The organism is Cellulomonas sp. plas2 (genome assembly GCF_057221735.1).
In genome coordinates, this window is record NZ_CM170155.1 from 1,265,264 (window position 1) to 1,292,068 (window position 26,805).

General features: G+C 75.6%; 18 protein-coding genes and 1 pseudogene. 18 read left to right on the plus strand and 1 reads right to left on the minus strand.

All coding sequences use genetic code 11. The features are described from left to right. The first annotated feature begins 72 nt into the window (after window positions 1–72). The 18 genes and pseudogenes from AC2TDM_RS05745 (at window position 73) to AC2TDM_RS05830 (ending at window position 25,615) form a co-directional block, all read left to right on the plus strand. On the plus strand, window positions 73–903 hold the full coding sequence (locus AC2TDM_RS05745) for an ABC transporter ATP-binding protein (RefSeq protein WP_090033648.1): 831 nt from the start codon (window positions 73–75) through the stop codon (window positions 901–903). Next, window positions 885–2,468: a hypothetical protein gene (locus tag AC2TDM_RS05750; RefSeq protein WP_090033528.1), complete on the plus strand. Its 1,584-nt coding sequence runs from the start codon at window positions 885–887 to the stop codon at window positions 2,466–2,468. The genes AC2TDM_RS05745 and AC2TDM_RS05750 overlap by 19 nt, the downstream gene beginning before the upstream one ends. Before the next feature lie 37 nt (window positions 2,469–2,505). Next, window positions 2,506–3,591, plus strand: coding sequence for a redox-regulated ATPase YchF (gene ychF / locus AC2TDM_RS05755; RefSeq protein WP_090033529.1), 1,086 nt, complete (start codon window positions 2,506–2,508; stop codon window positions 3,589–3,591). Window positions 3,592–3,861: 270 nt separating this feature from the next. Then, entirely contained in the window at window positions 3,862–5,100 is a 1,239-nt protein-coding gene (locus AC2TDM_RS05760; RefSeq protein ID WP_484636086.1) for an extracellular solute-binding protein, read from the plus strand. Then, a pseudogene (locus tag AC2TDM_RS05765) lies at window positions 5,097–6,062 on the plus strand (carbohydrate ABC transporter permease). The gene AC2TDM_RS05760 and the pseudogene AC2TDM_RS05765 overlap by 4 nt, the downstream one beginning before the upstream one ends. Then, a complete protein-coding gene (locus tag AC2TDM_RS05770; RefSeq protein ID WP_484636087.1) occupies window positions 6,062–6,895 on the plus strand; it encodes a carbohydrate ABC transporter permease in 834 nt (277 codons plus the stop codon). The pseudogene AC2TDM_RS05765 and the gene AC2TDM_RS05770 overlap by 1 nt, the downstream one beginning before the upstream one ends. 72 nt (window positions 6,896–6,967) lie before the next feature. After that, window positions 6,968–8,224, plus strand: a complete 1,257-nt coding sequence (locus tag AC2TDM_RS05775; protein ID WP_484636088.1) for an ABC transporter ATP-binding protein — start codon at window positions 6,968–6,970, stop codon at window positions 8,222–8,224. Next, a complete protein-coding gene (locus AC2TDM_RS05780; RefSeq protein ID WP_484636089.1) occupies window positions 8,221–8,691 on the plus strand; it encodes an OsmC family protein in 471 nt (156 codons plus the stop codon). Before AC2TDM_RS05775 ends, AC2TDM_RS05780 begins: the two co-directional genes overlap by 4 nt. A gap of 230 nt (window positions 8,692–8,921) precedes the next feature. Next, on the plus strand, window positions 8,922–10,751 hold the full coding sequence (locus AC2TDM_RS05785; RefSeq protein WP_484636090.1) for an ABC transporter family substrate-binding protein: 1,830 nt from the start codon (window positions 8,922–8,924) through the stop codon (window positions 10,749–10,751). 176 nt (window positions 10,752–10,927) lie between these two features. Beyond that, window positions 10,928–12,445, plus strand: coding sequence for an ABC transporter permease (locus AC2TDM_RS05790; protein WP_484636091.1), 1,518 nt, complete (start codon window positions 10,928–10,930; stop codon window positions 12,443–12,445). Between the two features lie 81 nt (window positions 12,446–12,526). After that, complete coding sequence (locus AC2TDM_RS05795; RefSeq protein WP_484636092.1) at window positions 12,527–13,549, plus strand: ABC transporter permease; 1,023 nt, start codon at window positions 12,527–12,529, stop codon at window positions 13,547–13,549. Between the two features lie 8 nt (window positions 13,550–13,557). Further along, entirely contained in the window at window positions 13,558–15,324 is a 1,767-nt protein-coding gene (locus AC2TDM_RS05800; protein ID WP_484636393.1) for an ABC transporter ATP-binding protein, read from the plus strand. 11 nt (window positions 15,325–15,335) lie between these two features. Next, a complete protein-coding gene (locus AC2TDM_RS05805; protein ID WP_484636093.1) occupies window positions 15,336–18,017 on the plus strand; it encodes a hypothetical protein in 2,682 nt (893 codons plus the stop codon). After that, entirely contained in the window at window positions 18,014–20,836 is a 2,823-nt protein-coding gene (locus tag AC2TDM_RS05810) for a hypothetical protein (RefSeq protein WP_484636094.1), read from the plus strand. Before AC2TDM_RS05805 ends, AC2TDM_RS05810 begins: the two co-directional genes overlap by 4 nt. Beyond that, window positions 20,833–21,798, plus strand: a complete 966-nt coding sequence (locus tag AC2TDM_RS05815) for an ABC transporter ATP-binding protein (protein WP_484636095.1) — start codon at window positions 20,833–20,835, stop codon at window positions 21,796–21,798. Before AC2TDM_RS05810 ends, AC2TDM_RS05815 begins: the two co-directional genes overlap by 4 nt. Continuing rightward, complete coding sequence (locus AC2TDM_RS05820; RefSeq protein WP_484636096.1) at window positions 21,795–22,478, plus strand: ABC transporter ATP-binding protein; 684 nt, start codon at window positions 21,795–21,797, stop codon at window positions 22,476–22,478. The genes AC2TDM_RS05815 and AC2TDM_RS05820 overlap by 4 nt, the downstream gene beginning before the upstream one ends. 188 nt (window positions 22,479–22,666) lie before the next feature. Beyond that, window positions 22,667–24,613 (plus strand): translational GTPase TypA, encoded by a 1,947-nt coding sequence (typA, locus tag AC2TDM_RS05825; RefSeq protein WP_484636097.1) that lies wholly within the window; start codon window positions 22,667–22,669, stop codon window positions 24,611–24,613. A 24-nt stretch (window positions 24,614–24,637) separates the two neighbouring features. After that, window positions 24,638–25,615, plus strand: a complete 978-nt coding sequence (locus AC2TDM_RS05830; protein ID WP_484636098.1) for a PIG-L family deacetylase — start codon at window positions 24,638–24,640, stop codon at window positions 25,613–25,615. A gap of 303 nt (window positions 25,616–25,918) precedes the next feature. Here the strand turns inward: AC2TDM_RS05830 and AC2TDM_RS05835 are convergent, their stop codons facing one another. Further along, entirely contained in the window at window positions 25,919–26,803 is an 885-nt protein-coding gene (locus AC2TDM_RS05835; RefSeq protein WP_484636099.1) for a PRC-barrel domain-containing protein, read from the minus strand. Between the last annotated feature and the right edge of the window lie 2 nt (window positions 26,804–26,805).

The following is a 26,805-nucleotide window of genomic DNA, read 5'->3' on the forward strand; positions in this document are numbered from 1 at the left end:
CTCGCAGCACCCACCGACACGACCGCGCCGACGCGCCACGGCGGCCCCCGGCCCCGCCCTAGGGTGGCCGTCATGACCTCCGCCCCGCCGCCCGGCGTCCCCGGCGCGGTGCCCCCGGTGCCCCCCGTGCCCCCACCCCCGCCGACCCCGGGCGCGGCGCTCGAGGTGCGCGGCCTGTGGAAGCGGTTCGGGGACAAGGTGGCGGTCGCCGGGATCGACCTCGTCGTGCCGGCCGGGTCCTTCTACGGCCTCGTCGGGCCCAACGGCGCGGGCAAGACGACGACGCTGTCGATGGCCACGGGGCTGCTCGTGCCGGACGCCGGGCAGGTCCTCGTCGCCGGGCGGGACCTGTGGGCCGACCCGCTGGGGACGAAGGCGCTGCTCGGCGTGCTGCCGGACGGCGTGCGGCTGTTCGACCGGCTCACCGGCGCGCAGCTCGTCACGTACGCGGGCCTCCTGCGCGGCATGGACCGCCCGACCGTGGCCGAGCGGACCGCGGACCTGCTGCGTGCCTTCGACCTCACGGCGGACGCCGACACGCTCGTCGTCGACTACTCGGCGGGCATGACGAAGAAGATCACCCTCGCGTGCGCGCTCGTCCACGCGCCCCGCCTGCTCGTCCTCGACGAGCCGTTCGAGGCGGTCGACCCCGTCTCGGCGGCCAACATCCGCGACATCCTGCACGGCTACGTCGCCACCGGCGGCACGGTCATCGTCTCGTCGCACGTGATGGACCTCGTCCAGCGGATGTGCGACCACGTGGCCGTCGTCGCCGCCGGCCGTGTGCTCGCCGCAGGCACGGTCGACGAGGTCCGCGCCGGCGCCAGCCTCGAGGACCGGTTCGTCGACCTCGTCGGCGGCCGCGTGCACGGGGAGGGCCTGGCGTGGTTGCGCACCTCCTGAGGCTCAAGCTCCTCCTGCTGCGCAACGGGTTGCGGCGCAGCCCCTGGCAGGTCGTCGGGCTGCTGCTCGCGCTGCTCTACGGCCTCGTCGCGCTCGTCCTCGTGCTGGCCGGCATCGCCGGGCTCGCGGTGGTGGAGGACGTGGGGCTGCGGCGGGACGTGCTCGTCGCCGGCGGGGCGCTGCTCGTGCTCGGCTGGGCGCTGCTGCCGCTCGTCGCCTTCGGGGTGGACGCCACGCTGGACCCGGCGCGGTTCACCCTGTTCCCCGTGCCGCGCCGGCAGCTGCTGGCCGGCCTGGCGCTGGCGGGTCTGGTCGGGGTGCCGGGGTTCGTGACCGTGGTCACCGTGGCGGCGTCCGTGGTGGTGTGGTGGCGGCAGCCGCAGGCCCTGCCCGTCGCGGCCGTGGGCGCGGTGCTGGCCGTGGCGCTGTGCGTGGTCGGCTCGCGGGCGACGACGACCGCGCTGGCCCCCGCGCTGTCGGGCCGGCGCTCGCGGGAGGTCGTGGGCGTCGTCGCCGTGGTGCTGGCCGTCGGCGTGTACATCGGCTTCGGCCGCCTCACGCAGGGGCTGGGGGAGGGCGTGGACGTCGCGGGCCTGCGGGGCCTGCTGGCCGACCTCGCGGCGGTCCTCGCCTGGACGCCGTTCGGCGCCGCATGGGCGGCGCCGGCCGACGCCGCCCAGGGGCGGTGGGGCACCGCCGCCGCGCGCCTGCTCGTCCTGGCGGCGGCCGTCGCGGTGCTGACCGTCGTGTGGGACCGCGCCATGGCCCACGCCCTCGTGCGCCCCGCCGCCTCGGCCCCCGCCGGCGCGGTCGCCCGCGGGCTGGGCCTGCTCGGCCGCCTGCCCGCCACGCCGACGTGGGCCGTGGCGGCACGGTGCCTGACCTACTGGCGGCGCGACCCGCGCTACGCGCTGTCCGTGCTCGTCGTGCCCGTCCTGCCCGTCGTGCTGTGGGCGTTCGGCGCGGGCGCGTACGGCGTCCTCGCGACCGTGCCGCTCGCGGCGTTCCTGCTCGGCTGGTCCGTCAGCCAGGACGTCTCCTTCGACGGCACGGCGTTCTGGCTGCACGTGTCCGCCGGCCTGCGCGGGCGCGACGACCGCGCCGGGCGCGTGCTGGGCGTCGGGCTGCTGCTCGTGCCGCTGCTCGTCGTCCTGGCCGTCGTCGTCGCGCTGCTCACGGGCTCGGCGCGGCACCTGCCGGCCGTGCTCGGCGCCGCGCTCGGCACGTGCCTCACCGCGCTCGGCGTGGCGAGCGTGGTCTCGGCGCTGCTCGTCACGCGCGTGCAGCAGGCGGGGGAGAGCGCGTTCACCACGCGGCAGGGCGCCTCTCTGGCGGCGGTGGTCTCCCAGCTCGGCGGCATGACGGTGGGCCTCGTGCTCGCCGCGCCCGAGCTCGTGCTCGCCGTGCTGGCCGTCGCGTGGTCCTCCGCGCCGCTCGGCTGGGTCGCGCTCCTCGTGGGGGCCGTGCTGGGCGGGCTGCTGCTCGTCGTCGGCGTGCGGTGGGGCGGGCACCTGCTGGACCGGCGCGCGCCGCGCCTGCTGCAGGCGCTGGTGACCATGCGCTGAGCGGTCGCCCGGCGGACGGTCCCTAGACTGGTGCGACGTGGCCCTCACCATCGGCATCGTCGGACTGCCCAACGTCGGCAAGTCCACCCTCTTCAACGCCCTGACCCGCGCGCAGGTGCTCGCCGCGAACTACCCGTTCGCGACGATCGAGCCCAACGTCGGGGTCGTCCCCCTGCCGGACCCGCGGCTGGCCACGCTGGCGGAGATCTTCGGCTCCGAGCGCGTCCTGCCCGCGACCGTGTCCTTCGTCGACATCGCCGGCATCGTCAAGGGCGCGAGCACGGGGGAGGGCCTGGGCAACAAGTTCCTGGCGACCATCCGCGAGGCGGACGCCATCTGCCAGGTGACCCGCGCCTTCGCCGACCCGGACGTCGTGCACGTCAACGGGGCGGTCGACCCCGAGGACGACATCGAGACGATCGCGACCGAGCTCGTCCTGGCCGACCTCGAGACCGTCGAGCGGGCGGTACCGCGCCTGGAGAAGGAGGTGCGGGCCAGGAAGGCGGAGCCGGCGCTCCTGGCCGCCGCGCAGAAGGCCCAGGAGATCCTGGCGGCCGGCACGCCGCTGTCCCAGGGTGCGGCGGCCGCCGGGCTGGACCTGGCCGAGATCGCCCCGCTCGGCCTCATGACGGCCAAGCCCTTCATCTACGTCTTCAACACCGACGACGAGGGCCTGGCGGACACGGCCATGCAGGAGCGGCTGCGCGCCCTCGTGGCCCCCGCGGACGCGATCTTCCTCGACGCCAAGCTCGAGTCCGAGCTCGTCGAGCTCGACGAGGACGAGGCGCGGGAGATGCTCGCCGAGACGGGCCAGAGCGAGTCGGGCCTCGACCAGCTCGCGCGCGTCGGCTTCCACACCCTCGGCCTGCAGACCTACCTGACGGCGGGCCCCAAGGAGTCGCGCGCCTGGACCATCCGCCAGGGCTGGACGGCTCCGCAGGCCGCGGGCGTCATCCACACGGACTTCCAGAAGGGCTTCATCAAGGCCGAGGTCGTCTCCTTCGACGACCTCGTCGCCGCCGGGTCCGTGGCCGCCGCGCGCGCCGCCGGCAAGGCGCGCATCGAGGGCAAGGACTACGTCATGGCCGACGGCGACGTCGTGGAGTTCCGCTTCAACGTCTGACCCCGTGCCCGCCGCGGGCCGCTCCCCGACCCGGTCCTCCGGTGGCGGGACCCCCGCTGTCCCGGCACAGTGCTGGCAGGCAGGGTGAGCAGCGCCGGCCGCAGCACCCGTCGAGGAGCACCCGACGGGCGCGGCAGGGCACGGCAGCGGGCGAGGTTCACCGGACGACGACGACCGGGGGCCGCGGTGCGAGGACCGACGACGCGAGGGCACGCACGCGGAGGGCGTTGGCGCGGTGCCGTCGCCGCCGGGGGGACCGCCGCGCTCGCCGTGACGCTGGCCGCGTGCGCGCCGGAGTCCTCGACGCCGGAGCTGACCTGGTACATCAACCCGGACTCCGGGGGACAGGCGGAGATCGCCGCGCGGTGCACCGAGGAGGCCGGCGGGGCGTACACGATCACGACGACGCTGCTCCCGCGCGACGCCCCCGGGCAGCGCGAGCAGCTGCTGCGGCGCCTGGCCGCGAACGACACGTCGATCGACCTCATGAGCATCGACCCGCCCTTCATCCCCGAGTTCGCGCGCGCCGGCTTCCTGGCCGAGATCCCCGACGACGTCGAGGAGGCCGTGACCCAGGACGTGGCCGAGGGCGCGCTGCAGGGCGCCACGTTCGAGGACGAGCTCGTGACCGTGCCGTTCTGGGCCAACACGCAGCTCCTCTGGTACCGCACCTCGGTGGCGGAGGCCGCCGGGCTCGACATGTCGCAGCCCGTGACGTGGGACCAGCTCGTCGAGGCGGCGGAGTCCCAGGACGTGACGCTCGCGGTCCAGGGGACGCGGGCGGAGTCGCTGACGGTCTGGGTGAACGCCCTGGTCGAGTCCGCGGGCGGGCACGTCCTCGAGGACGCCGCCGCCGACCAGGAGGACGTCGTCCCGACGCTCGACTCCGACGCCGGGCGTCGGGCCGCCGAGATCATCGCGAGCATCGCCGACACCGGGGTCGGCGGGCCGCAGCTCGCCAACGCCACCGAGGACGTCAACGCGAGCATGTTCGAGGGGGACCGGGCCGGCTTCATGGTGAACTACCCCTTCGTCTGGCCGCGGGCGCAGGGCGCGGTGGAGGCCGGGTCCATGGACCAGGCGACGCTCGACGACTACGGGTGGGCGCTGTACCCGGCCACGGACGAGGGGCAGGAGGCCCGCCCGCCGTACGGCGGCATCAACATCGGCGTCGGGGCATTCTCGAAGCAGGCCGACCTCGCCTTCGAGGCCGTGCGCTGCATCGTCAGCCCCGAGAACCAGGCCGCCTACTTCGTCAGCGACGGCAACCCGCCCTCGAGCCTGTCCGCCTTCGACGACCCCGAGGTGCGGGAGTCGTTCCCCATGGCCGACGTCATCCGCCAGTCGCTGCAGCAGGCGGCGCCCCGGCCGCAGACGCCCTTCTACAACGAGATCTCCACGAGCCTGCAGCGCACGTGGCACCCGCCGGGTGGCGTCTCGCCGGACACCTCGCCGCGCCGTGCCGACGAGCTCATCACCGCCGTGCTGCGTCAGGAGGCCCTGCTGTGAGCACCGCGACCTCGGCCCCCGCCGCCCGTCCGCCCGCGGCGGGCCGCCCGCCCGGGCGCCGCCGCGGCGCGTCCTCCGACCGGCTGCACGGCGAGCGGCGGCTGGGCCTGCTCCTCGTCGCCCCCGCGATGCTCGTCATGGTCGGTGTCGTCGGGTACCCGATCCTCCAGGCCGCCGTCGACTCGCTCTACAGCTACCGGCTCACCGACCCGGGGGCCCGGCGGTTCGTCGGGCTGGAGAACTACGTCCTCATCCTCACCGACCCCATCTGGTGGCAGGCCTTCGGGGTCACGGTGCTCATCACGGTCATCACCGTGGCGGTCGAGCTCGTCATCGGCTTCGCGCTGGCGCTCGTCATGCACTAGGCGATCTCGGGGCTGCGGCCGGTCGTGCGCACGGCGATCCTCATCCCGTACGCGATCATCACCGTCGTCTCGGGCTTTGCCTGGTTCTACATGTTCGACCTGACGTCGGGCTTCGCGAACCGGTGGCTGCCGTTCGTCGACGACGGGACGGACTGGTTCGCCAGTTTCCCGACCGCCGTGACGGTCATCATCATCTCGGAGATCTGGAAGACGACCCCGTTCATCTCCCTGCTGCTGCTGGCGGGTCTCGCGCAGGTGCCGGAGGACCTGCAGGAGGCCGCCCGCGTCGACGGCGCCACGTGGTGGCAGCGGATGAGGCGCGTGACGATCCCCAACATGAAGGCCTCGATCATGGTGGCCCTGCTGTTCCGCACGCTCGACGCGTTCCGCATCTTCGACAACATCTTCATCATGACGAACGGCGCCGCCGGCACGGAGTCGCTCGCGTTCCTGGCCTACCGGCAGACCATCCAGCGGTTCGAGATCGGCATCGGGTCGGCCGTGTCGGTGCTGCTGTTCCTGTGCGTCATCGCGATCGCGATCCTGTTCGTCAAGGGGTTCCGCGTCGACCTGGCCAAGGCGAGGGGGGAGGCCTGATGCGCACCCGCGAGAAGGTCCTGTGGTGGCTGCTCGGCGCCGCGGTCGTCGTCTACGCGCTGTTCCCCGTGCTGTGGATCGTCAACCTGTCGCTCAAGCGGGCCGGCGACCTCGACGACGGGTCGTTCTTCCCGCAGACCGTCACGTTCGACAACTACGCGCTCATCCTCACGGGGGCTGCGTCGGACCTGTTCCTGCCGGCGCTGCGCAACTCCATCGGCATCTGCCTCATCGCGACCGCGATCTCCGTGGTCCTGTCCTCGCTGGCGGCCTACGCGATCGCGCGCCTGGAGTTCCCCGGCAAGCGTCTCGTGCTCACCACGGCGCTGGCGGTGGCCATCTTCCCCGTCATCAGCATCGTGACGCCGCTGTTCAACATCTGGCGGTCGATCGGGCTCTACGACACGTGGCCCGGCCTCATCATCCCGTACCTGTCCGTGACCCTGCCGCTGTCCATCTGGACGCTGTCGGCCTTCTTCCGGCAGATCCCGTGGGAGATGGAGCAGGCGGCCCAGGTCGACGGCGCGACCACCTGGCAGGCGTTCCGCAAGGTGATCGTCCCGCTCGCGTGGCCGGGGGTCGCGACCACCGCGATCATCGCGTTCTTCCTGGCCTGGAACGACTTCGTCTACGGCATCTCGCTGACCTCCACCGAGGCCTCGCGCCCGGTGCCGGCCGCGCTGGCGTTCTTCACCGGCGCCTCGCAGTTCGAGGAGCCGACGGGGGCCACGTCGGCCGCCGCGGTCGTCGTGACGATCCCCGTCGTCGTGCTCGTCCTGCTCTTCCAGCGCCGGATCGTCTCCGGCCTCACCCAGGGCGCCGTCAAGGGCTGAGCCGGCCCGACCGCGCGCCCGGCGCACCCTCGATCCCGTCACCGCGACCGTCATCGCACCAGGAGGACGTCCATGGCCGCCATCACCCTGAAGAACGTCGTCAAGCAGTACGGCGACGGGTTCCCGGCCGTCAACGACGTGAGCCTGGACGTCAAGGACGGGGAGTTCGTCATCCTCGTGGGCCCGTCGGGCTGCGGGAAGTCCACGCTGCTGCGCATGGTCGTCGGCCTGGAGGACATCACCTCCGGCGACCTCGAGATCGACGGCGAGCGTGTCAACGACCGTGCCCCGCGCGACCGCGGCCTGGCGATGGTGTTCCAGAACTACGCGCTCTACCCGCACCTGACGGTGTTCGAGAACATCGCCTTCCCCCTGCGGCTGAAGAAGGGGGAGTACAGCGAGGACGAGATCCGCGAGCGGGTGCGCAAGGCCTCGCGCACGCTCGAGCTCGACGAGCACCTCGAGCGCAAGCCCGCGAACCTCTCCGGCGGCCAGCGCCAACGCGTGGCCATGGGTCGCGCCCTCGTGCGGGACGCCCGCGCGTTCCTGTTCGACGAGCCCCTGTCGAACCTCGACGCCAAGCTGCGCGGGCAGATGCGCACGGAGATCGCCCGCATCCAGCGCCGCCTCGGCACCACGACGCTGTACGTCACCCACGACCAGACCGAGGCGATGACGCTGGGGGACCGCGTGGCGGTGCTGCGCAAGGGCGTGCTGCAGCAGGTCGCCAGCCCGCGGGCGCTGTACGAGCAGCCGGTCAACCTCTTCGTCGCGGGCTTCATCGGCTCGCCCCCGATGAACCTGCTGCCGGCCGAGGTCGACGGGAACCGGCTGCGGCTGCCGTTCGCCGACGTGCCTCTGCCGGACGTGGTCCGGCAGCGCCTGGACGGGCGCAAGGTGCTCATCGTCGGCCTTCGCCCCGAGCACCTCGAGGACTCCTCCCAGCTCGACCACGACAAGGCCGGCGTGCGGTTCACCGTGGACGTCGACGTCGTGGAGTGGCTCGGCGCCGAGCTGTACGCCTACGTGCCCTACGAGGCCCGCGACGACGTGCGGTCGACGCTCGAGGAGCTTGACCGCGACCTCGACGGCGAGGGGCTGCGCTCGCAGCTCGTCGCCTCGCTGGGGGCGGAGAGCCGCGTGCACGACGGGGACCAGGTGGAGCTGTGGTTCGACCCGGCGCGGCTGATGGTGTTCGACCCGGAGTCGGGTGACAACCTCACCTTCGACGCGGACGCCGCGCGGCGCGCCGACGAGGAGACGGAGGCGGACCGGCGCACGGCCCTCGAGCGGGCGCAGCGCCGCGAGCAGGCGCGCCGGACGGCATGAGCCCGGGGGGCGGCACGGCGGAAGGGACGGCGGACGGCACGGCGGAGGGCACGGGGACCGCCGGGCCGTTCGAGGTGGAGGTCGCCTCGGGGACGGCCCGCGACGGCCTGGCCGACCCGCTCGCCGTCCTGCCGCACGCCTGGACACCCGGCGGCGTGGCCGTGCGCGGGGCGCTGACGGGTGCGCACGTGCTGCACCTGGCGGTCGCCGTCTGCGTGCTCAACGACGTGCACCGCGAGGCGCAGCGCACGGGCGTCCGGGTCGACGGCGTGCACGTCGCGGTCACGGGGTCGTTCACGACGCCGGGATGGTCCTCCACCGGCGTCACGTGGACCGCACGCATCGACTCCCCGGCGCCCGCAGCGGACGTGGAGCGGTTGCTCGACGACGTCGAGCGCGCGGCGGAGGTGCCACGTGCTCTGCGCGGGGGCGTCGCGGTGCACCGGGGCGCGTCGGGGGCTGTGTAACGATCCCGTGTCGCGTATGTTTCACCCTGCCCGATCCCGGATGCTGGACCTTACCGACCAGTATCGATCAGGTAACGATCGCAGTGCGGCGACGAGGGGTGTCCGGTATGTCCCTTTCCGCCGGACTAGCGTTCCGGTGACCCCGTGGCGGGACGAGCGCGCCGGTGGCCCGTGCACACCTATGCGCGGGCTGCGGCGGGCGGGACGTCCCCCCCTTCCGAGGAGGAACATTGAGGACCAGACGAATCGGCGGCGCAGTCGCCGCCGCGGCCGCCCTGGCGCTCGCGGTCACCGCGTGCACGAGCCCGGAGCCCGCCGAGACCGAGGCGACGGGCGGCGGCGCCGGCAGCAGCGCGTCCGCCGGTGGCTCGACCTACGAGGGCACCGACAAGGAGGACCTCGGGGACGTCGAGACGGTCGACGACACCATCTACTACTCCCTCGGCGAGGACGAGTGGCTGGGGTACAACGGCAACACGCCGGAGACCTACAGCACCTACAACTCGGTGGTGAACGACCGGTTCCAGAGCCAGTTCACCTACTTCGGCACCGACGGCACCATCTACGTCAACGAGGACTTCGGCTCGATCGAGCTCGTCAGCGAGGACCCGATGGTCGTGGAGTACACGATCAACGACGAGGCCGTGTGGTCCGACGGCACCCCCATCACGTACGAGGACGCGCTGCTCGACTGGGCGACGCAGGCCATCACCGACGGCACGGACGCCGACGGCCTGCCGGTCCCGCTGTTCAACAGCGTGTCCGGCCTCGACCAGGGCACCCGCGTGCCCGACGGCCCCCAGGGGGAGCCCGGCGGCAAGACGTTCACGCTCGAGTACACGAACCCGTTCCCGGACTACATGATCGCCGTCTCCGGCTTCTTCCCGGCGCACATCGTCGCGGAGCAGGCCGGCATGACGCTCGAGGAGCTGACGGCCGCGATCCAGGCCAAGGACGTCGAGGCCCTGCGGCCCGCCGCCGAGTTCTGGAACACCGGCTGGCTGTCCCCGAACCCCGGCGAGCTGCCCGACCCGGCCATCGCACCGAGCTCGGGCCCGTACCAGCTCGCGTCGTGGGAGGCCGGCCAGAGCATCACGCTCGAGCCGAACCCCGAGTGGTGGGGCACCCCGCCCGCGACGAGCACGCTCGTCTACCGGTTCGCCGCGGCGGACACGCACGTCCAGGCGCTGCAGAACGGTGACCTCAACGTCATCGAGCCGCAGGCGACGGTCGACACGATCAGCCAGATCGAGGCGCTGGGCGACTCCGTCACCCTGCTCACCGGTCCGTCGCTGACCTGGGAGCACCTGGACTTCAACTTCAACGCCGGCGTCTTCGCCGACAGCCTCGAGCTGCGCCAGGCCTTCGCGTCCTGCGTCCCGCGCCAGCTCATCGTCGACAACCTCATCAAGCCGATCGACCCCGAGGCCGAGGTCATGAACGCCCGCGAGGTGTTCCCGTTCCAGGACACCTACGACGAGGTCGTGGAGGCGTCCTACGACGGCCGGTACGACGAGGTCGACATCGCGGCCGCGACCGACCTCATCGCCCAGTCCGGCGTCGCCACGCCGATCGAGGTCCGCATCGGCTACTCGGCGCCCAACCCGCGTCGTGCCGACGAGGTCGCGCTCATCAAGGACTCGTGCGACCAGGCCGGGTTCAACGTCGTCGACGCCGGCAGCGAGGCGTTCTTCGACGAGGTCCTGCCGAACAACGACTACGAGGTCGCCCTCTTCGCGTGGGCCGGCTCCGGCCAGATCGTCTCCGGCCAGAACATCTACTCCTCCACGGGTGCCCAGAACTACGGCGGGTACTCCAGCCAGGTCGTCGACGACGCGTGGAACACGCTGGCCTCGACGCTGGACGAGGCGGAGCAGCTCGAGCAGGTCAAGGTGATCGAGACCGAGCTGTGGAACGACCTGTACGGCATCCCGGTGTTCGCGCACCCCGGCGTCGTGGCGTACGACTCCACGATCCAGAACGTGCGTGACACCGCGACGCAGAGCACGGTCGCGTGGAACGCCGAGCAGTGGGTGCGCGAGAGCGCGACGGCCGAGTGAGGTACGGGCGCCGGCCGTCGCGCTGACGGCCGGCACCCGCTTCAGCTCGCGCACGGGTGGGACGGGGTGGGCCCCGTCCCACCCGTGTGGCGTGCGGCACAGGTCCCGCCCGCCCGTCGTCTACTGTCGTCGCCGCACGCCCGCCGTCGTGGCACCCTCCGAAAGGCCGCTGTCCCGTGCTCCGATTCATCCTGCGACGCCTGGGGATCTCGTTCCTGATCCTCCTGGGTGCGTCCCTGCTCATGTACGTGCTGACGATCAACTCCGGCGACCCGCTCGAGGACCTCCGGGAGTCCAACGCGGACAACCGCGAGCAGCTGATCGCCCAGCGCATCGCGTTCATGGAGCTGGACCGGCCCTGGTACGAGCGCTACTGGGGCTGGCTCGTCGGGGTGTCGAAGTGCGTGACCCTCAGCTGCGACCTGGGCGTGACGCGCAACGGCGTCGACGTCGTGAGCCTGCTGGGCCAGGCGGCCAGCGCCACCCTGCGGCTGGTCCTGCTGGCGACGGTGCTCGCCATCGTCATCGGCATCGCCGTGGGCATCATCACCGCGATCCGGCAGTACTCCGGGTTCGACTACGCGGTGACCTTCCTGACCTTCCTGTTCTTCTCGCTCCCCGTGTTCTGGGCCGCCGTGCTCCTCAAGGAGTTCGGCGCCATCCGGTACAACGACTGGATCGCCGACCCGCAGATCTCGCTCGTGCAGGCGGTGGTCGTGGCGCTGGTGCTCGGCTTCCTCCTGCAGTCCGTGCTCGGCGGCGACCTGCGCCGCCGGCTGCTCACGGGGGTCGTCACGGCCGTGTTCGTCGCGGCGGCGCTCACCTACTTCGGAGCGGTGGGGTGGTTCCGCCGCCCCGCGCTCGGCATCGGCGTCGTGGTCCTCGTCGGCGCCGCCGTGGCCGTCGGGTCGACGGCGCTCGTCGCCGGGCTGAGGAACCGGCGGGTGCTCTACGCGACCCTCACCACCGTGGCGGTGTGCGCCGTCGGCGCCCTGCTGGCCGACCCGCTGCTCGACGCGCCGTCCTGGGGCCGGCTGCTCCTCCTGCTCGTGGGCGCCGTCGTCGTCGCCCTCGGGGTCGGCTGGGCGTGGGGCGGGTACTCCCGCAGCACCGCCATGGCGCTGTCCGCCGTGACGGGGGCGGTCATGGTTCTCCTCGTCGTCGTAGACCGGGCCGTCTTCGCGTGGGCGTCGTTCCTGGGCCTCAAGCCCCGGCCCGTCTCGACCATCGGTGCGCAGACCCCCAACTTCGCGGGCGACTTCTGGCAGAGCGCGCTCGACCAGGGCACGCAGCTGCTGCTGCCGACCGTGCTGCTCACCCTCATCTCCGTCGCCAGCTACTCGCGCTACACGCGCTCGTCGATGCTGGAGACGATGCAGCAGGACTACGTCCGCACCGCACGGTCGAAGGGCCTGTCCGAGCGCGTCGTCATCGTCAAGCACGCCTTCCGCAACGCGCTGATCCCCATCACGACGATCGTGGCGTTCGACTTCGCCGGCCTCATCGGCGGCGCGGTCATCACCGAGCGCGTGTTCGGCTGGCGCGGGATGGGGGACCTGTTCGCGACCGGGCTCGACGCGGTGGACCCCGCGCCCGTCATGGCGTTCTTCCTCGTGACCGGCACGGCCGCCGTCCTCATGAACATGCTGGCGGACATCGCCTACGCCTCCCTCGACCCGCGGATCCGGCGGTGAGCGGCGCCGCGCGCGCCCTCGCGCCCACCGCGCTCGTCGTCGAGCCCGCCGTCCCCGCCGTGCCGTCGTCCGGAGGCCGCCATGTCTGACCACGACCCGAACCGCCCCGTCGACCGGGACCAAGTCCCGACGCCGAACGCCGGCGCCGGTGACGTCATCGGCGTGTCCGTCCACGACCGGCCCGCACCGCGGCCCGGGGAGGAGCGGTCCTTCAGCCAGGGCCAGCTCGTCCGGCGGCGCTTCTTCCGGCACCGCGGCGCGATCGTCGGCATGGTCGTCCTGGCGTCCATCACCGTGCTCGCGTTCACGTCGATCGGCATCGGCCCGATCCCGGGGTGGTGGGGCAAGAGCTTCACGACGACCGCGCCCGTCGTCGACGGCGGCCGCCCGACGATGGGGCTGTTCCCGCCCTCGATCGGGGAGCACCCGTTCGGGCAGGAGTCGACGGGCAAGGACTACTTCGCCCTGACGATGCGCGGCACGCAGATCTCCCTCATCATCGCGTTCACGGTGGGGCTCGTCTCGACGTTCCTCGGCACCCTGATCGGCGGCATCGCCGGCTACTTCCGCGGCTGGGTCGAGTCGGTGCTCATGCGGCTGACCGACGTGTTCATCGTCATCCCGCTGCTCGTGCTGGCGGCCGTGCTCGGGTCCATCGCCTCCGAGGCCGGGATCATCGGGCTCGCGCTCGTGCTCGGCCTCGTCTCCTGGACGTCGCTGGCGCGCCTCGTGCGCGGCGAGGTGCTGTCGCTGCGCGAGCGCGAGTTCGTCTCAGCCGCGCGCGCCGTCGGCACGGGCTCGGCCCGGATCATCGTGCGGCACATCCTGCCGAACACGGTGGGCGTCATCATCGTCGCCGCGACCTTCTCCATCGCCGCCGCGATCCTGCTCGAGACCTCGCTGAGCTTCCTCGGGTTCGGCGTGCAGGCGCCCGACGTGTCCCTGGGGTCGCTCATCAGCCAGTACCAGCAGGCGTTCACCGCGCGGCCCTGGCTGTTCTGGTGGCCGGGCGCCTTCATCCTGGCCATCGCGCTGTGCGTGAACTTCATCGGGGACGGGTTGCGCGACGCGTTCGACCCGCGACAGAACAGGACCGCCGAGTGAGCACGCAGATGCCGCCGACCCCGCCGCCGACCCCGTCGCAGACGCCGCCGCAGACCCCGCCGCCGACCCCGCCGGACGGCGCCGCCGGCCGGGCGCCGGTCCTCCGCTTCGAGGGCCTCGACGTGCGGTTCACCACGGAGTTCGGGTCCGTGCACGCCGTGAAGGGCATCGACCTCGAGGTGCGTCCAGGGGAGGTCGTGGCGCTCGTCGGCGAGTCCGGCTCGGGCAAGTCCGTCACGTCCATGACGGCCCTGGGGCTCATGCCGCGCAACGCCAAGGTCACCGGCACGGTCACCGTCGGCGGCCGCGTCGTCGGGGACCTCGACGAGCGCGAGCTGCGGGACCTGCGCGGCAACGACGTGGCCATGGTCTTCCAGGAGCCCATGACGGCGCTCAACCCCGTGCTGACCATCGGCACGCAGATCACGGAGGCGCTCGAGCTGCACGGCATCGCCTTCGGCAAGCAGGCGGACGCGCGAGCCGTCGAGCTCCTGCGCCTCGTCGGCATCCCGGAGCCCGAGCGGCGGCTGCGCCAGTACCCGCACGAGCTGTCCGGTGGGCAGCGCCAGCGCGTGGTCATCGCCATCGCCATCAGCTGCGACCCCAAGGTGATCATCGCCGACGAGCCGACCACGGCCCTCGACGTGACGGTCCAGGCGGAGATCCTCGACCTGCTGCGGTCCCTCAAGCACGAGCTGGACTCCGGCATCCTGCTCATCACCCACAACATGGGCGTGGTGGCGGACATCGCCGACCGCGTGGCGGTCATGCTCCGGGGCGACATCGTCGAGTCCGGGACGGTCGACGAGGTGCTCAACCGGCCGCGGCACGAGTACACCCGCCGGCTCCTGGGGTCGGTCCCGCGCCTGGGCCTCGGCCCCGGGCAGTTCGGCGGGGTCCAGCCCTCCACCGGGTCCGGCGACGACGACGCGTCCGGTCCTGCTGTGCGGCTGACGGACCTCGTCATCGAGTACCACCGGCTCGGGAGCCCCTCGTTCCGGGCCGTCGACGGCGTGTCGATCACGGTGGACCGGGGGGAGATCGTCGGCCTCGTCGGGGAGTCCGGGTCCGGCAAGTCCACGATCGCGCGGTGCGCGCTGGGCCTCATCCCCGCGGCGAGCGGGACGGTCGAGATCTTCGGCCAGCGCTTCGACGGCCTCAAGGGCCGGGAGGCGCGGGCGCTGCGGCGGCGGATCGGCGTGGTCTTCCAGGACCCGGCGAGCTCGCTGAACCCGCGCCTGCCCATCGGCGAGGCGATCGCCGAACCGCTCGTCGTGCACAAGGCCGGCAGCGCGCGGGAGCGGCAGGCGCGGGTGCACGAGCTGCTGGACGCGGTCGAGCTGCCGCGCAGCACCTACAACCGCTACCCGCACGAGCTGTCGGGCGGGCAGCGTCAGCGGGTGAGCATCGCGCGGGCGCTGACGCTGGATCCCGAGCTCCTCGTGGCCGACGAGCCCACGTCGGCGCTCGACGTGTCCGTCCAGGCCAGCGTCCTGCAGATGTTCACCGCCTTGCAGGAGCGGTACCGGTTCGCCTGCCTGTTCGTCAGCCACGACCTGGCGGTCATCGACCTGCTCTCCCACCGCGTGGTCGTCCTGCAGGACGGGCGCGTCGTCGAGCAGGGCGACCGCGAGGAGGTCCTGCAGCGACCGCGCCAGGACTACACGCGGCGGCTGCTGGCGGCGGCCCCCGTGCCGGAGCCGGGGGAGCAGCGGCGGCGCCGTGAGGCCCGGCAGGCGCTCGCGCGCGACCTCCCGGGCTCGCCCGCCGCCTGACGGCCGGTCCGGTGCCGTCCGCGTCGTCCGCGCCGGGGCTCGGCACCGCGGCCCTCGTGCGGGCGCGCGCCGGGGCTGCCCGGGGCCTGCTCGGCACCGTCGCGGTGCTCCTGGCGCTGACGTCCGGCGGGCTGGTCGCCCTCGTCGTCGGCGCGGACGGGGCGACGGGCGCCGCCGTCCGGGCGGCCCTCGAGGGCGCGCGGGGCCGCGACGGGGCCCTCGCGGTGCAGACGCGGCTCGCGCCGGACCCCGTCGCGCAGGAGGCGTCCGCCCGGGCGCTGCTCGACCACCTGGGTCCCGCTGCCGGGTGGCGGCGCTCGCTCCGGACCGAGCCCGTGCGCGCCCGCGGGGACGACGGCCGGGAGCACCGCCTCGTGGCCCTCGAGGACGACGGCGGCACGGGTGCGGTCCGGGTGGTAACGGGCTCGCGGCCGACCGACCCCGTCACGGCGGGACCCGACGTCCCGGTCGCCGTGCACCGCGGTGCGGCGGCCGCCCTGGGGGTCGGCACGGGCGACCGCCTGCGCACCGCGTCGGGCGTCGCGCTCGTCGTCGTCGGGGTCTGGGAACCGGTGCGGCCGGACGACCCGCTCTGGCTCGGGGAGCCGCTCGCCGTGGAGGGGGTGGGGGACCCGTCCGAGGCGGGGACGAGGTCCGCGGACCCGGCCGGCCGGCCGGGGCTGGTCCTCGTGGCCCCGGGTTCGGCCGCGCGGGTCACGGACGCGACGCCCTTCGTGCGGTGGACGGTCGTCGTCCGGCCCGGTGCCGTCGGTGCCGGGGACCTGGAGGGGCTGGCCGACCGGCTGGCGGCCCTGCGGGGCGCCGTGGACGGCACGGACGGGCTGGACGTCCGCGGCGTCACGCGGGCCGGTCGGCTCGACGAGGTCGTGGCCGGGCTCGCGACCGCCGCCCGGTCGGCGCGGTCGGCCGTGCTCGTACCCGTCGGGCTCGTGGCGGTGGCCGCGCTCGTGGTGCTCGTCCAGGTGGTCCGGGTCCTCGTGTCCGCGCGGGCGGCGGAGAGCGCGCTGCTGCTGGCCCGCGGCGCGTCGCCGGTCCGGGCCCTCGTGCCGCTGGCGCTCGTGGAGGCGGTGCCGCTGGCCGTCGTGACCTCGTCCACCGGCGCGGCGGCCGGCGCGGTCGTGGGCGGACTGCTCGGCGGGGGGCCGGGCGGTGCACCGGCGGCCGGTCTCGTCGCGCTCGGCGCCGCCGTCGCGGGCGCCGTGGCGGTCGCCGCCGTCGCGGCGCTGGTCGGTGCGGCGGCGCTCGACGCGCGGCGGCGCGCGGCCCGGGCGCGGGGCGGCCGGGGGCGCACGGGCGGCGTCGTCGTCCCGCTCCTCGCGCTGGCCGCGGCCGCGGGTGCGCTCGCGGTGCTGCGGCAGCCCGCCGCCGCCGGGGACGGGGCCGCGGTCCGTGCGGCGGGGGCTCTCGCCCCGGCGGCGCTGCTCGTCGCGGCGGCGGCCGTGCTGGTCGTCCTGCTGCCGCACCTCGCGAGGCTGGTCGCGCGCCCGCTGGCCGCGGCTCGGGGCACCGGGCTGGTGGCCGTCCGGCACGTCGCGGGCGGCGCCGGGACCGCGGCCGTCCCGGTCGTCCTCGTCGTGCTGGCGGCCGGCGCCGTCGTGCTCGCCGCCGGGCAGGTCGGCACGGCGCGCGCCGCGACGGCGACGTGGGCCGAGCGCGTCACGGGTGCGGACGTGCGGGTGACCGCCCCGCCGCAGGACGTCGTGTCCCTCGTCGGTGACCTGGGCGCTCTGCCCGGCGTGCGTGCCGCGGGACCCGTCCTGCGCACGCCGGTGGTGCTGGGCGAGGTCACGGCGACCCTCCTCGCGCTCCCCGACGGCGTACGGGTCGACCTCCCCGGCGCACCGTCGGGCGCCTCCCCGGGCACGACCGCCGCGCAGCGCGAGGCGGCGCTGCCCGTCGTGCTGACCGCCCGGCTCGCCCGCGGGCTCGCGGCCACGGGGGGCGACGAGGTGACCCTCGAGCTCGCCGGGGCCCGGGTGCCGGCCGTCGTCGCCGGGGTCGTTCCCGCCGTGCCCGGAGCCGGTGCCGACGACGCCGTCGTGGCAGAGCCGGACGCGCTGGCGTCGGCGCTGGGGGCGCAGGACGCGGTGGCGCCCGCGCCGCGCGAGGTGTGGCTGGTCGCCGGCGAGGGCCCGTCGGCGGCGCCGGACGTGCTCGGTGCCCAGGTGCGCGACCGGGTCGGTGCGGCGGCGGTCGTCGACGTGCGGGGCGGGGACCCGGCGAGCGCCGTCGCGGGCACCGGTGGCGCCGTGGTGCTCGGCGCGGCCCTCGTCGTCCTGCTGTGCGGTGCGGGGCTGGCCGCCGCCGCGGTCGCGGACCGTGGCGCCCGCAGGGCGGAGACGGCCGCGCTCGCCGCCGTCGGCCTCCGCGCCGCGCGCCGGGCCGTGCTGCGGGCGGCGGAGCCGGCCGTGCTGCTCGCCGTCGCCCTGGCCGTGGGCCTCGCGACCGGGTGGGCGGTCGGCGCGGTCGTGACCCCGGGGCTCGTGACGCGGACGGTGCCGGGCGCACCGGCCGGGCTCGTCACGACGACGAGCACCGACGTGGTGACGGGCGCCGGCCTCGGGGGCGCCCTGCTGGTCGTGCTCGGGGCGGTCGTCCTGGCCGCCGCCCGGGCGGGCCGCCACGGGGCCGGGACGGCCCGGGCGCCGCGCCGGCGGGGGTGGGCGCGGTGAGGCGTCGGGCGTCGTCGTCGGCCGGCGTGCTCACGGTGCCGCTGCTGGCGGCGCACCTGCGGGCCCACGCGCGGGCGTGGACCGGCGTCGCCCTGGTGGTCCTGCTCGTGGTGACGGTGCTCACGGCCCTCCCGGGCGTGCTCGCCGGGGTGGCGCAGGCCCAGCTCGAGCACGACGTCGACGGGGTCGGCCCGGTGCGCCGCGACCTCGTGGCCGTCGTCCCGGCCGCGCCCGCGGTCGGGGACGCGCAGGTCTCCACCCGAACGTCCACCGGCCCGTCCACCGGCCCGTTCACCGGCCCGTCCGGCGACGGCTGGGCCGCCGTCGACGCGGCGCTCGCCGCCCTGCGCGCCGACGCGCCGCGACCGTTGCGGGACGCGCTGGGTGCGCCCACGGTCACCGTGCAGCGGGCCGAGCCCGTCACCGCGCTGCCCGCCGTCGCGACGGACGTGCGCGACCCCCGCGTGCTCGTCACGGCAGACCCGGCCCTGCCCGCCCACGTCGACGTGGTGGAGGGCGCGCTGCCCGGTCCGCCCGACGGGTCCGCGCTGCCGCTCCTGCTGTCCGCCGAGGCGGCGCGGGTGCTCGGCTGGTCCGTGGGGGAGGAGCGGGCCACCCGGGGGTTCGCCGTGGTCCTGAGCGGCACGTACACCGTGCGCGACCCGGGCGACGAGCGGTGGGCGCACGAGCCGCTCGCCGTGGCCCCCGGCGTCGACGACGACCTCGACCGGGGCCGGACCGTGACCGCCGTGGCCTACGTCGACCCCTCGGCGGCGGGCGTCGCGGCACTGGGCTCGACGGGCGTGCGGACCCGGGTGGTCGTCCCGGTCGACCCGCACGGGCTCGACGCACGCCGGCTCGGGACCGTCGTGGACCAGCTCCGCGGGGTGCTGGCGGACCGTGGCCGGCTGCCCACGGCGGACGGCGACGCCCCCGTGGCGCTGGCGACGGGCCTCCCGGACGTCCTCGACGCCGTGCTGCGGGTCGGCGCGGGCACGGCCACGGTCCTGGCGTTCGTCACCGCCGGTCCGCTCGCCGTGCTGCTGGCCGTGCTGCTCCTGGCGGTGCGCCTGGCGGGGGAGGTGCAGCGGCCGGCGCTCGGGCTGCTGGCGGCGCGCGGCGCTGCCGACGGCCTCGTCCGGGCCGTGGCCGCCCTGCCGGCCGCGCTCGCCGCCGTGGTCGGGGCCGTCCCGGCGGTAGCGGTGGGCACCGCCCTCGGCGGACGCGCCGCCGGACCGCCCGGGACGTGGCGTGCCGTCGTCGTGGCCGCGGCCGCCGTGCTCCTCGTCGCCGTGCTCGCCGCCGCGGGGGCACCAGCCGCGGAGGTCCGCGCCGACGCGGTGCGGCGGGTCCGCCTCGGGGCGGCGCGGGCGGCACGGACGGTCGTCGTCGTCGGTGCGGTGCTGGTGCTGGTCCTCGTCGCGACGCGTGGTCCGGACCCGCGACTGGTCCCACGGGCCGACCCGGCGGCCGGCGTGGGGGGCGGGGCCGGTGCGGACCCCGTCCTGGTGCTGGCGCCGCCGGTGCTGGGTCTCGCGGCGACCGTCGGGGTGCTCGCGCTCGTGCCCGCCGTCCTGCGCCGGGTCGCGGCCGTCACCGTGCGCGGCCCCGGCGTGCTCGGGCACCTCGGTGCGGCCCGGGCCGCCCGCCTCCGTGCCGGGGGTGGTGTGCCGGCGCTCGCGCTGGTCCTGGGCCTGACGGTCGTGGTCTCGTCGCTGGCGCTCGTCGGCTCGCTGGCCGCTGCGGTCGACCGGTCGTCGTGGGAGCGCACGGGCGCCGACCTGCGGGTGACGGGCCCCGTGGTGCCGCCGGGGACGGCGGAGCGGGTGCGTGCGCTGCCGGGGGTGGCGGCCGCGGCGCTCGTCGGCGAGGTCGGCGGGGTCGCCCTCGACGGCGGCGGGCAGCGGCGGTTGGTCGACCTCGTGACCGTCGAGGCCGAGGCCCTGCTCCGGGTGCAGGACGCGCGGCTCGAGCCCGGGGCGCGGGAGGCGCTCACGGCACTGGCCGCGGGCCCGGGACCCGACGGCCGGCTGCCGGTGGTGCTGGCGGCAGGGCTGGGGGCGGCCGGGGACGGCGGTCGTCTCGTCGGGCCGCGCAGCGCGAGCCTCGACCCGGTGGGCACGACCGCGGCGCTGCCCGGGGTGGTCGAGGGCGCGGGCTGGGTGCTGGTGGACCGGGCCGACGCGGTGCGGGTGCTCGGGGTGGAGCCGCGCAGCCGCACGCTGCTGGTCGCTGTCGACGGGACGCGCGACGCGACGGACGACGGGACGCACGACGGGGCGTCGCTGCGGGCGGCGGTCCTCGAGCTCGTCGGGCCCGCCCGGGCGGAGACCCGTGCCGAGCGCGTCGCCGACGTCCAGGGGACGCCGTCCGCCCTCGCCGTGCGTCACGGGGTGGTCGTCGCGGCGGCCGCGGGCCTCGTGCTGGCCGCCGTGTCCGTGCTCCTCGTCGTGCTCCGCGGCACCGGTCCCCGGCGACGGCTGCTCGGCGAGCTGGCCCTGCTCGGTGTCAGCCGCCGGGCCGCGCTCGCGCTCACCGCCTGGGAGGTCCTGCCCCTCCTCCTCGTCGCGGCCGCGGCGGGTACCGTGACGGGCGCGGTGACGGCGTGGGGGGTGCTGCCGGCGGTGGACCTCGCGGCGTTCGTCGCCGGCACGGGTGCGGGGGCCGGCACCGGGACGGGCACCGGGACCGGTGCTGGGACCGGCACCGTCCCGGTGCAGGTGCCGGTGGTGCCCGCCGCCGTGGGCGCGGTGGTGCTGGTCGCGGCGACGGCCGTCGCGCTCGTGCCGCGGCCCCGACCCCGGGAGGTGCTGACGTGACGACGACAGGCCCGCCGCCGGCCGTGGGCACCGGACCCCGGGCGCCGGCGCCCGAGCCCGTGGTGCTCTGCCAGGACCTCGTGCGGATCTTCACCCGCGGCGAGGTCCAGGTGCAGGCGCTGCAGGGCCTCGACCTGCGCGTCGAGGCGGGCGAACTCGTGGCCGTCGTCGGGGCCTCGGGGTCGGGCAAGTCGACGCTCCTGTCGATCCTCTCGGGCCTCGACCGGCCCACGGGCGGGTCGGCGCGGGTGGCGGGGACCGACCTCACGGCGCTGTCCGCGGCCGGACGGACGCGTTACCGGCGGCGGACCGTCGGGTTCGTGTGGCAGGACACCGCGCGCAACCTCCTGCCGTACCTGACGGCGGCGCAGAACGTCGCCGTGCCGCTCGCGCTCGGCGGGGCTCGCACCGGCCGCGCCGGTCGCGCCGGTCGCCGTGAGCGCGACGAGCGGGTGGCGGACGCGCTCGACCTGCTCGGCTGCGCGGCGGTGGCCGACCGGCGGCCCGAGGCGCTCACGGGCGAGCAGCGGCAGCGGGTGGCGATCGCCGTCGCGCTCGTCGCGCGTCCCCAGGTCCTCCTCGCCGACGAGCCGACCGGCGAGCTCGACCGCGACGCCGCCGCCCAGGTGCTGGCGGCCCTGCGGGAGGCGAACCGGCGCACGGGGGTCACCACGGTCGTGGTCACCCACGACCCCGCCGTGGCCGAGCACGTGGGCCGGACCGTCCGCATCCGCGACGGGCGCACCGCGTCCGAGGTCCACCGCCGGACCGAGCACGACGCCGCCGGGACCCGGCGGGACGTCGTGGAGGAGTTCGCGGTGCTCGACCGCGTCGGCCGCCTGCAGCTCCCCGAGGAGTTCCGCACGGGCCTGGGCCTGCGGGACCGGGTGCGGCTGTCGCTGGAGAGCGACCGCGTCGAGGTCCGGCCGGACGTCCCGCCCGCGGACGGGGGGGCACCGTGACCGCGCCGTGGCTGCGGGCCCGCGACGTGCGGTGCAGCCGCGGGCACGGGGCGGCCCGACGTCCGGTCCTCGACGGCGTCGACCTCGACGTCGCGGCCGGGGCGGTCGTCGCCGTCCGGGGCCGCGCCGGCGCGGGTCGCAGCACCCTGCTGGAGGTCCTGGGCGGCTTCCGCCGCCCCGACGGGGGCACGGTCGTCGTCGGCGGCACGGACCTGGCCACGCTCGACGACGAGGGCCTGCTCGGGCTCCGGCCGGCGGGGGTCGCGCTCGTCGCCCAGCGGCTCGCCCTGGTGGGGTTCCTCACCGCCGCCGAGGACGTCGCGGTCCCGCTACGGGTGCTCCGGGTGGCGCCGGCGGAGCGCGAGGCGCGGGTGGCCGCGGCCCTCGACGAGGTCGGGCTGACGGTCCACGCCGCCCAGCGGCCCGACGAGCTGTCCGGCGGGCAGCAGCAGCGCGTGGCGCTGGCCCGGGCCCTCGTCGCCCGGCCGCGCCTCCTGCTCGCCGACGAGCCGACGGGACAGCTCGACCCGGCGACGGCGCGCGTGGTGCACGGCCTGCTCGTCGCCCACGCGCACGAGCGCGGGGCGGCCGTGCTGGTGACCACGCACGACGAGGGGCTGGTCGAGGCTGCCGACCACGTGGTCGAGCTCCGGGACGGTCGGCTCCTCCCGGCCGCCTGAGAGCTGCGCCGGGAGCTGCGCCGAGGGCAGGTGCCGACGTCCGAGGCGGACGAGCGTCACGTCCGCCTCGGGAAGGCCCGCGGGGGTGCCCGCGTTACCATGGGGCCGCGCGCCGGCCCCGTCGTGGCCGCGCCCACCCTCTCGCCGTGGTCACCCGCGGCCCCCACCGCGTCGAGATGAGACCGCCCATGTCCGTGCCCGTCGCCGTCCCCCAGGCCGGCACCTCCGTCCGCGCCGACCTGCGCAACGTCGCGATCGTCGCGCACGTCGACCACGGGAAGACCACGCTGGTCGACGCCATGCTGTGGCAGTCCGGCGCCTTCGGCGAGCACGCCCACGTCGACGAGCGCGCCATGGACTCCGGCGACCTCGAGCGCGAGAAGGGCATCACGATCCTCGCGAAGAACACCGCGATCCGGTACGCCGGTCCCGCGGCGGCCGCGGTGGGCCAGCCCGACGGCGTGACCATCAACGTCATCGACACCCCGGGCCACGCCGACTTCGGCGGCGAGGTCGAGCGCGGCCTGTCCATGGTCGACGGCGTCGTCCTGCTCGTCGACGCGTCCGAGGGCCCGCTGCCGCAGACCCGGTTCGTCCTGCGCAAGGCGCTGGCCGCCAAGCTCCCCGTGATCCTGCTGGTCAACAAGGTGGACCGGCCCGACGCGCGGATCGACGAGGTCGTGCACGAGAGCACGGACCTGCTCCTGGGCCTGGCGTCCGACCTGCACGAGGACGTCCCGGACCTCGACCTCGACGCCATCCTCGACGTGCCCGTGGTCTACGCCGCCGCCAAGGTCGGGCGCGCGTCGCTCACGCAGCCCGAGAACGGCGGTCTGCCGGACAGCCCCGACCTCGAGCCGCTGTTCGCGACGATCCTCGAGAAGATCCCCGCGCCGACCTTCGACCCGGCCGCGCCGCTGCAGGCGCACGTGACCAACCTCGACGCCTCGCCGTTCCTCGGCCGCCTCGCGCTGCTGCGCCTCTTCAACGGCACGCTGCGCAAGGGGCAGACGGTCGCGTGGGCGCGCCAGGACGGCACGCTGCAGAACGTGCGCATCACCGAGCTGCTCGAGACGAAGGCGCTCGAGCGGGTGCCGATGGAGGGCGAGGCGGGCCCGGGCGACATCGTCGCCGTCGCCGGCATCCCCGACATCACCATCGGCGAGACGCTCACGGACCCCGACGACCCGCGGCCCCTGCCGCTCATCACGGTCGACGACCCCGCCATCTCCATGACCATCGGCATCAACACCTCGCCGCTGGCGGGCAAGGGCGGCAAGGGCCACAAGGTCACGGCCCGCCAGGTCAAGGACCGCCTCGACGCGGAGCTCATCGGCAACGTGTCCCTCAAGGTGGTCCCCACCGACCGCCCTGACGCCTGGGAGGTGCAGGGCCGCGGCGAGCTCGCGCTGGCGATCCTCGTCGAGCAGATGCGCCGCGAGGGCTTCGAGCTCACCGTCGGCAAGCCGCAGGTGGTCACGCGCACGATCGACGGCAAGGTCCACGAGCCGGTCGAGCACATGACGATCGACGTGCCGGAGGAGTACCTCGGCGCCGTCACGCAGCTCCTGGCGCAGCGCAAGGGCCGCATGGAGACGATGTCGAACCACGGCACCGGCTGGGTCCGCATGGAGTTCGTCGTCCCGGCGCGCGGACTCATCGGCTTCCGCACCCGGTTCCTCACCGACACCCGCGGCACGGGCATCGCCTCGTCGATCTCGCACGGCTACGAGCCGTGGGCCGGCCCCATCGAGACGCGCCAGTCCGGCTCGCTCGTCGCGGACCGCTCCGGCCCCGCGACGCCGTTCGCCATGATCAACCTCCAGGAGCGCGGCTCCTTCTTCGTGCAGCCCACGCAGGAGGTGTACGAGGGCATGATCGTCGGCGAGAACAGCCGCAACGAGGACATGGACGTGAACATCACCAAGGAGAAGAAGCTCACGAACATGCGGTCCTCCACGGCCGAGAACTTCGAGAACCTCGTCCCGCCGCGCCAGCTCACGCTCGAGGAGTCGCTGGAGTTCGCGCGCGAGGACGAGTGCGTCGAGGTGACGCCGGAGATCGTGCGCATCCGCAAGGTCGTCCTCGACCAGACCGAGCGCGCGCGCATCACCGCCCGCAGCAAGCGCGGCTGACCCGCCGCCCGCACGAGCACAGGCATGAGCACGAGGCCGCCCGGCGCCCCCGAGGGGACGACGGGCGGCCTCGTCGCCGTCCACGCCCACCCCGACGACGAGACGCTCGCCACCGGCGCGCTGCTCGCCACGTGGGCGGCCGCCGGGCGCGACGTCGTCGTCGTCACCTGCACGCGCGGGGAGCGCGGGGAGGTCATCGGCGGAGCGCTCGCGCACCTCGAGGGCGACGGCCCCGCGCTGGCCGCGCACCGGGAGCGGGAGCTGGCGGCGGCGCGGGCGGCGCTCGGCGTGCGCGGGGTCTTCCTGGACACGCTGCCCGACGAGCGTGCGGCGTGGTCGGGCGCGGGCGCGGACGAGGGCGGGGACGACGTCGCGCACGAGCCGGCCGCCCGGTACGAGGACAGCGGCATGGTGTGGACGGGGTCCGGCCGGGCCGGGGCGACGGCCGACGTGCCCGCCGGCGCGTTCGTCGCGGTGCCGCTCGACGAGGCGGCCCGGCGCCTGGCCGGCCTGCTGCGGGCCGTCCGGCCGGCGGTGGTCGTCACCTACGACCCCGAGGGCGGCTACGGGCACCCGGACCACGTCCGTGCGCACGCGGTGACGCACCGCGCGCTGGGGCTCGCGGCGCGCGGGGACGACGGCGTGCACCCGACCGTGCTGCACGCCGCCCAGGGGGAGCGGGAGCTGCGGGCGGGCCGGGCGGCGCTGGCGGACCCGGCCGTGGAGGCCGCGCTGGGCGACGAGTCCGCCGCGCTCACCCTGCCCGACCCGGCCGGTCCCGTCCCGCCCGTGGCCGTCGACGACGAGCGGGTGGACGTGCGCGTGCCGGTCGGGCCCGTGCGGGACCGCGTGCTGGCGGCGCTGCGGGCGCACGCGACGCAGGTGCGGGCGGTGCGCGCGCTGGACGGCCCGGCGCCGCTGGCCGGGTGCTGGGCGCTGAGCAACGACGTGCTGGCGCCCCTGCTCGCCGAGGAGGGCTACGTGCGCGTCACCACGGCCTGAGGGCCGTGCGGTCCGGCGGACGCCGGGCGGCCGTCAGGCGCGGACGGGCTCCGCGAGCCGTTCGTGGACCACGGTGGCGGGGCAGGTCGGGTCCGGGATGACGATCGACCGCACGTCGGGCGTGCGCAGGCAGGTGCAGCGGACCAGGGCCATGGCCACCCCTCGGGCTCGGGCCGTCGGCGACGGCGTGCGCCCACCCCATCGGCAGCCGCGGCCCGCGCACCAGAGGACGTGCGTCACACGTCCTCCCGGTGCGCGGGCCGGGCTCGTCGTCGGTACCCGCGTCCGGCCCCGGCGCGACCCTCAGGCGCCGGACGACCAGGGGCGCATCCGGCTGCGACCCTCGTCCCAGGCGGTGCGCGCACCGGCCGCGTCCGCACCCCCCGTCGCGTGGCGCACCCCCGTCGCGGGGCCGGGGTCGCTGCTGCCGCGGCCGGCCTCGCCACGGTCGGCCTCGCCCAGGTCGTACCCGGGCACGGGCGCCGTACCGGGGCCGCCGGCCGGGCCCGCGGTGCCGTCCCCGGCCGTCGGGGCGTGGTGGGTGGACCCGGCGTGCGGCCCGCCGTCGAGGTCGGAGGGGCCGGGACCCGCGGCGGCCGGGCGCGGGTCGCCGCCGTACGCCCCCGGCTCGCCGGCGACCGTGCCGGACAGGCCCCGTCCCGTCAGGTCCTCGTCGGGGACCGGCGCCGGCGTGGGCGCCTGCGTGAGCTCTGTCGCGGGCACGGGCGACGCCGTCGGGGCCACGGGGGCGGGCGGTGTCGCGGCGTGGCGGCCGCCCGTCGTGCGCGCCTCCGGGTCCTGCAGGTCGGTGCCCGCCTCGGTCCCCATCCCGGAGCCCGGCCGCGCGACCGGCGCCGTCGCACCCGTCCCGCCGGCGTCGTCCACGTCGTAGTGGTCGTACAGCGTGCGCTCCTCCTCGAGCGTCAGGTGGGCGTCGACCTCCACGCGCGGCGCGCCGTCGACGCGGTCGGCGGCGTGCGCCAGGCGCAGCTCGTCGCCCGCCAGCGTCGCGTCCGTCAGCGGGACGAAGGACTCCGCGTCCCCGAACCGCCCGGTCCGCACGGTCACCCACGCCGGGTCCCCGGTGGCGTCGTCCAGGTAGACCCGGCCCACCGTCCCGAGCCGCTGCCCGTCCCTGTCGACCGCCGTGGCGCCTGCGATCGTCCGGACCTCGTCCTGCGTCAGCATCT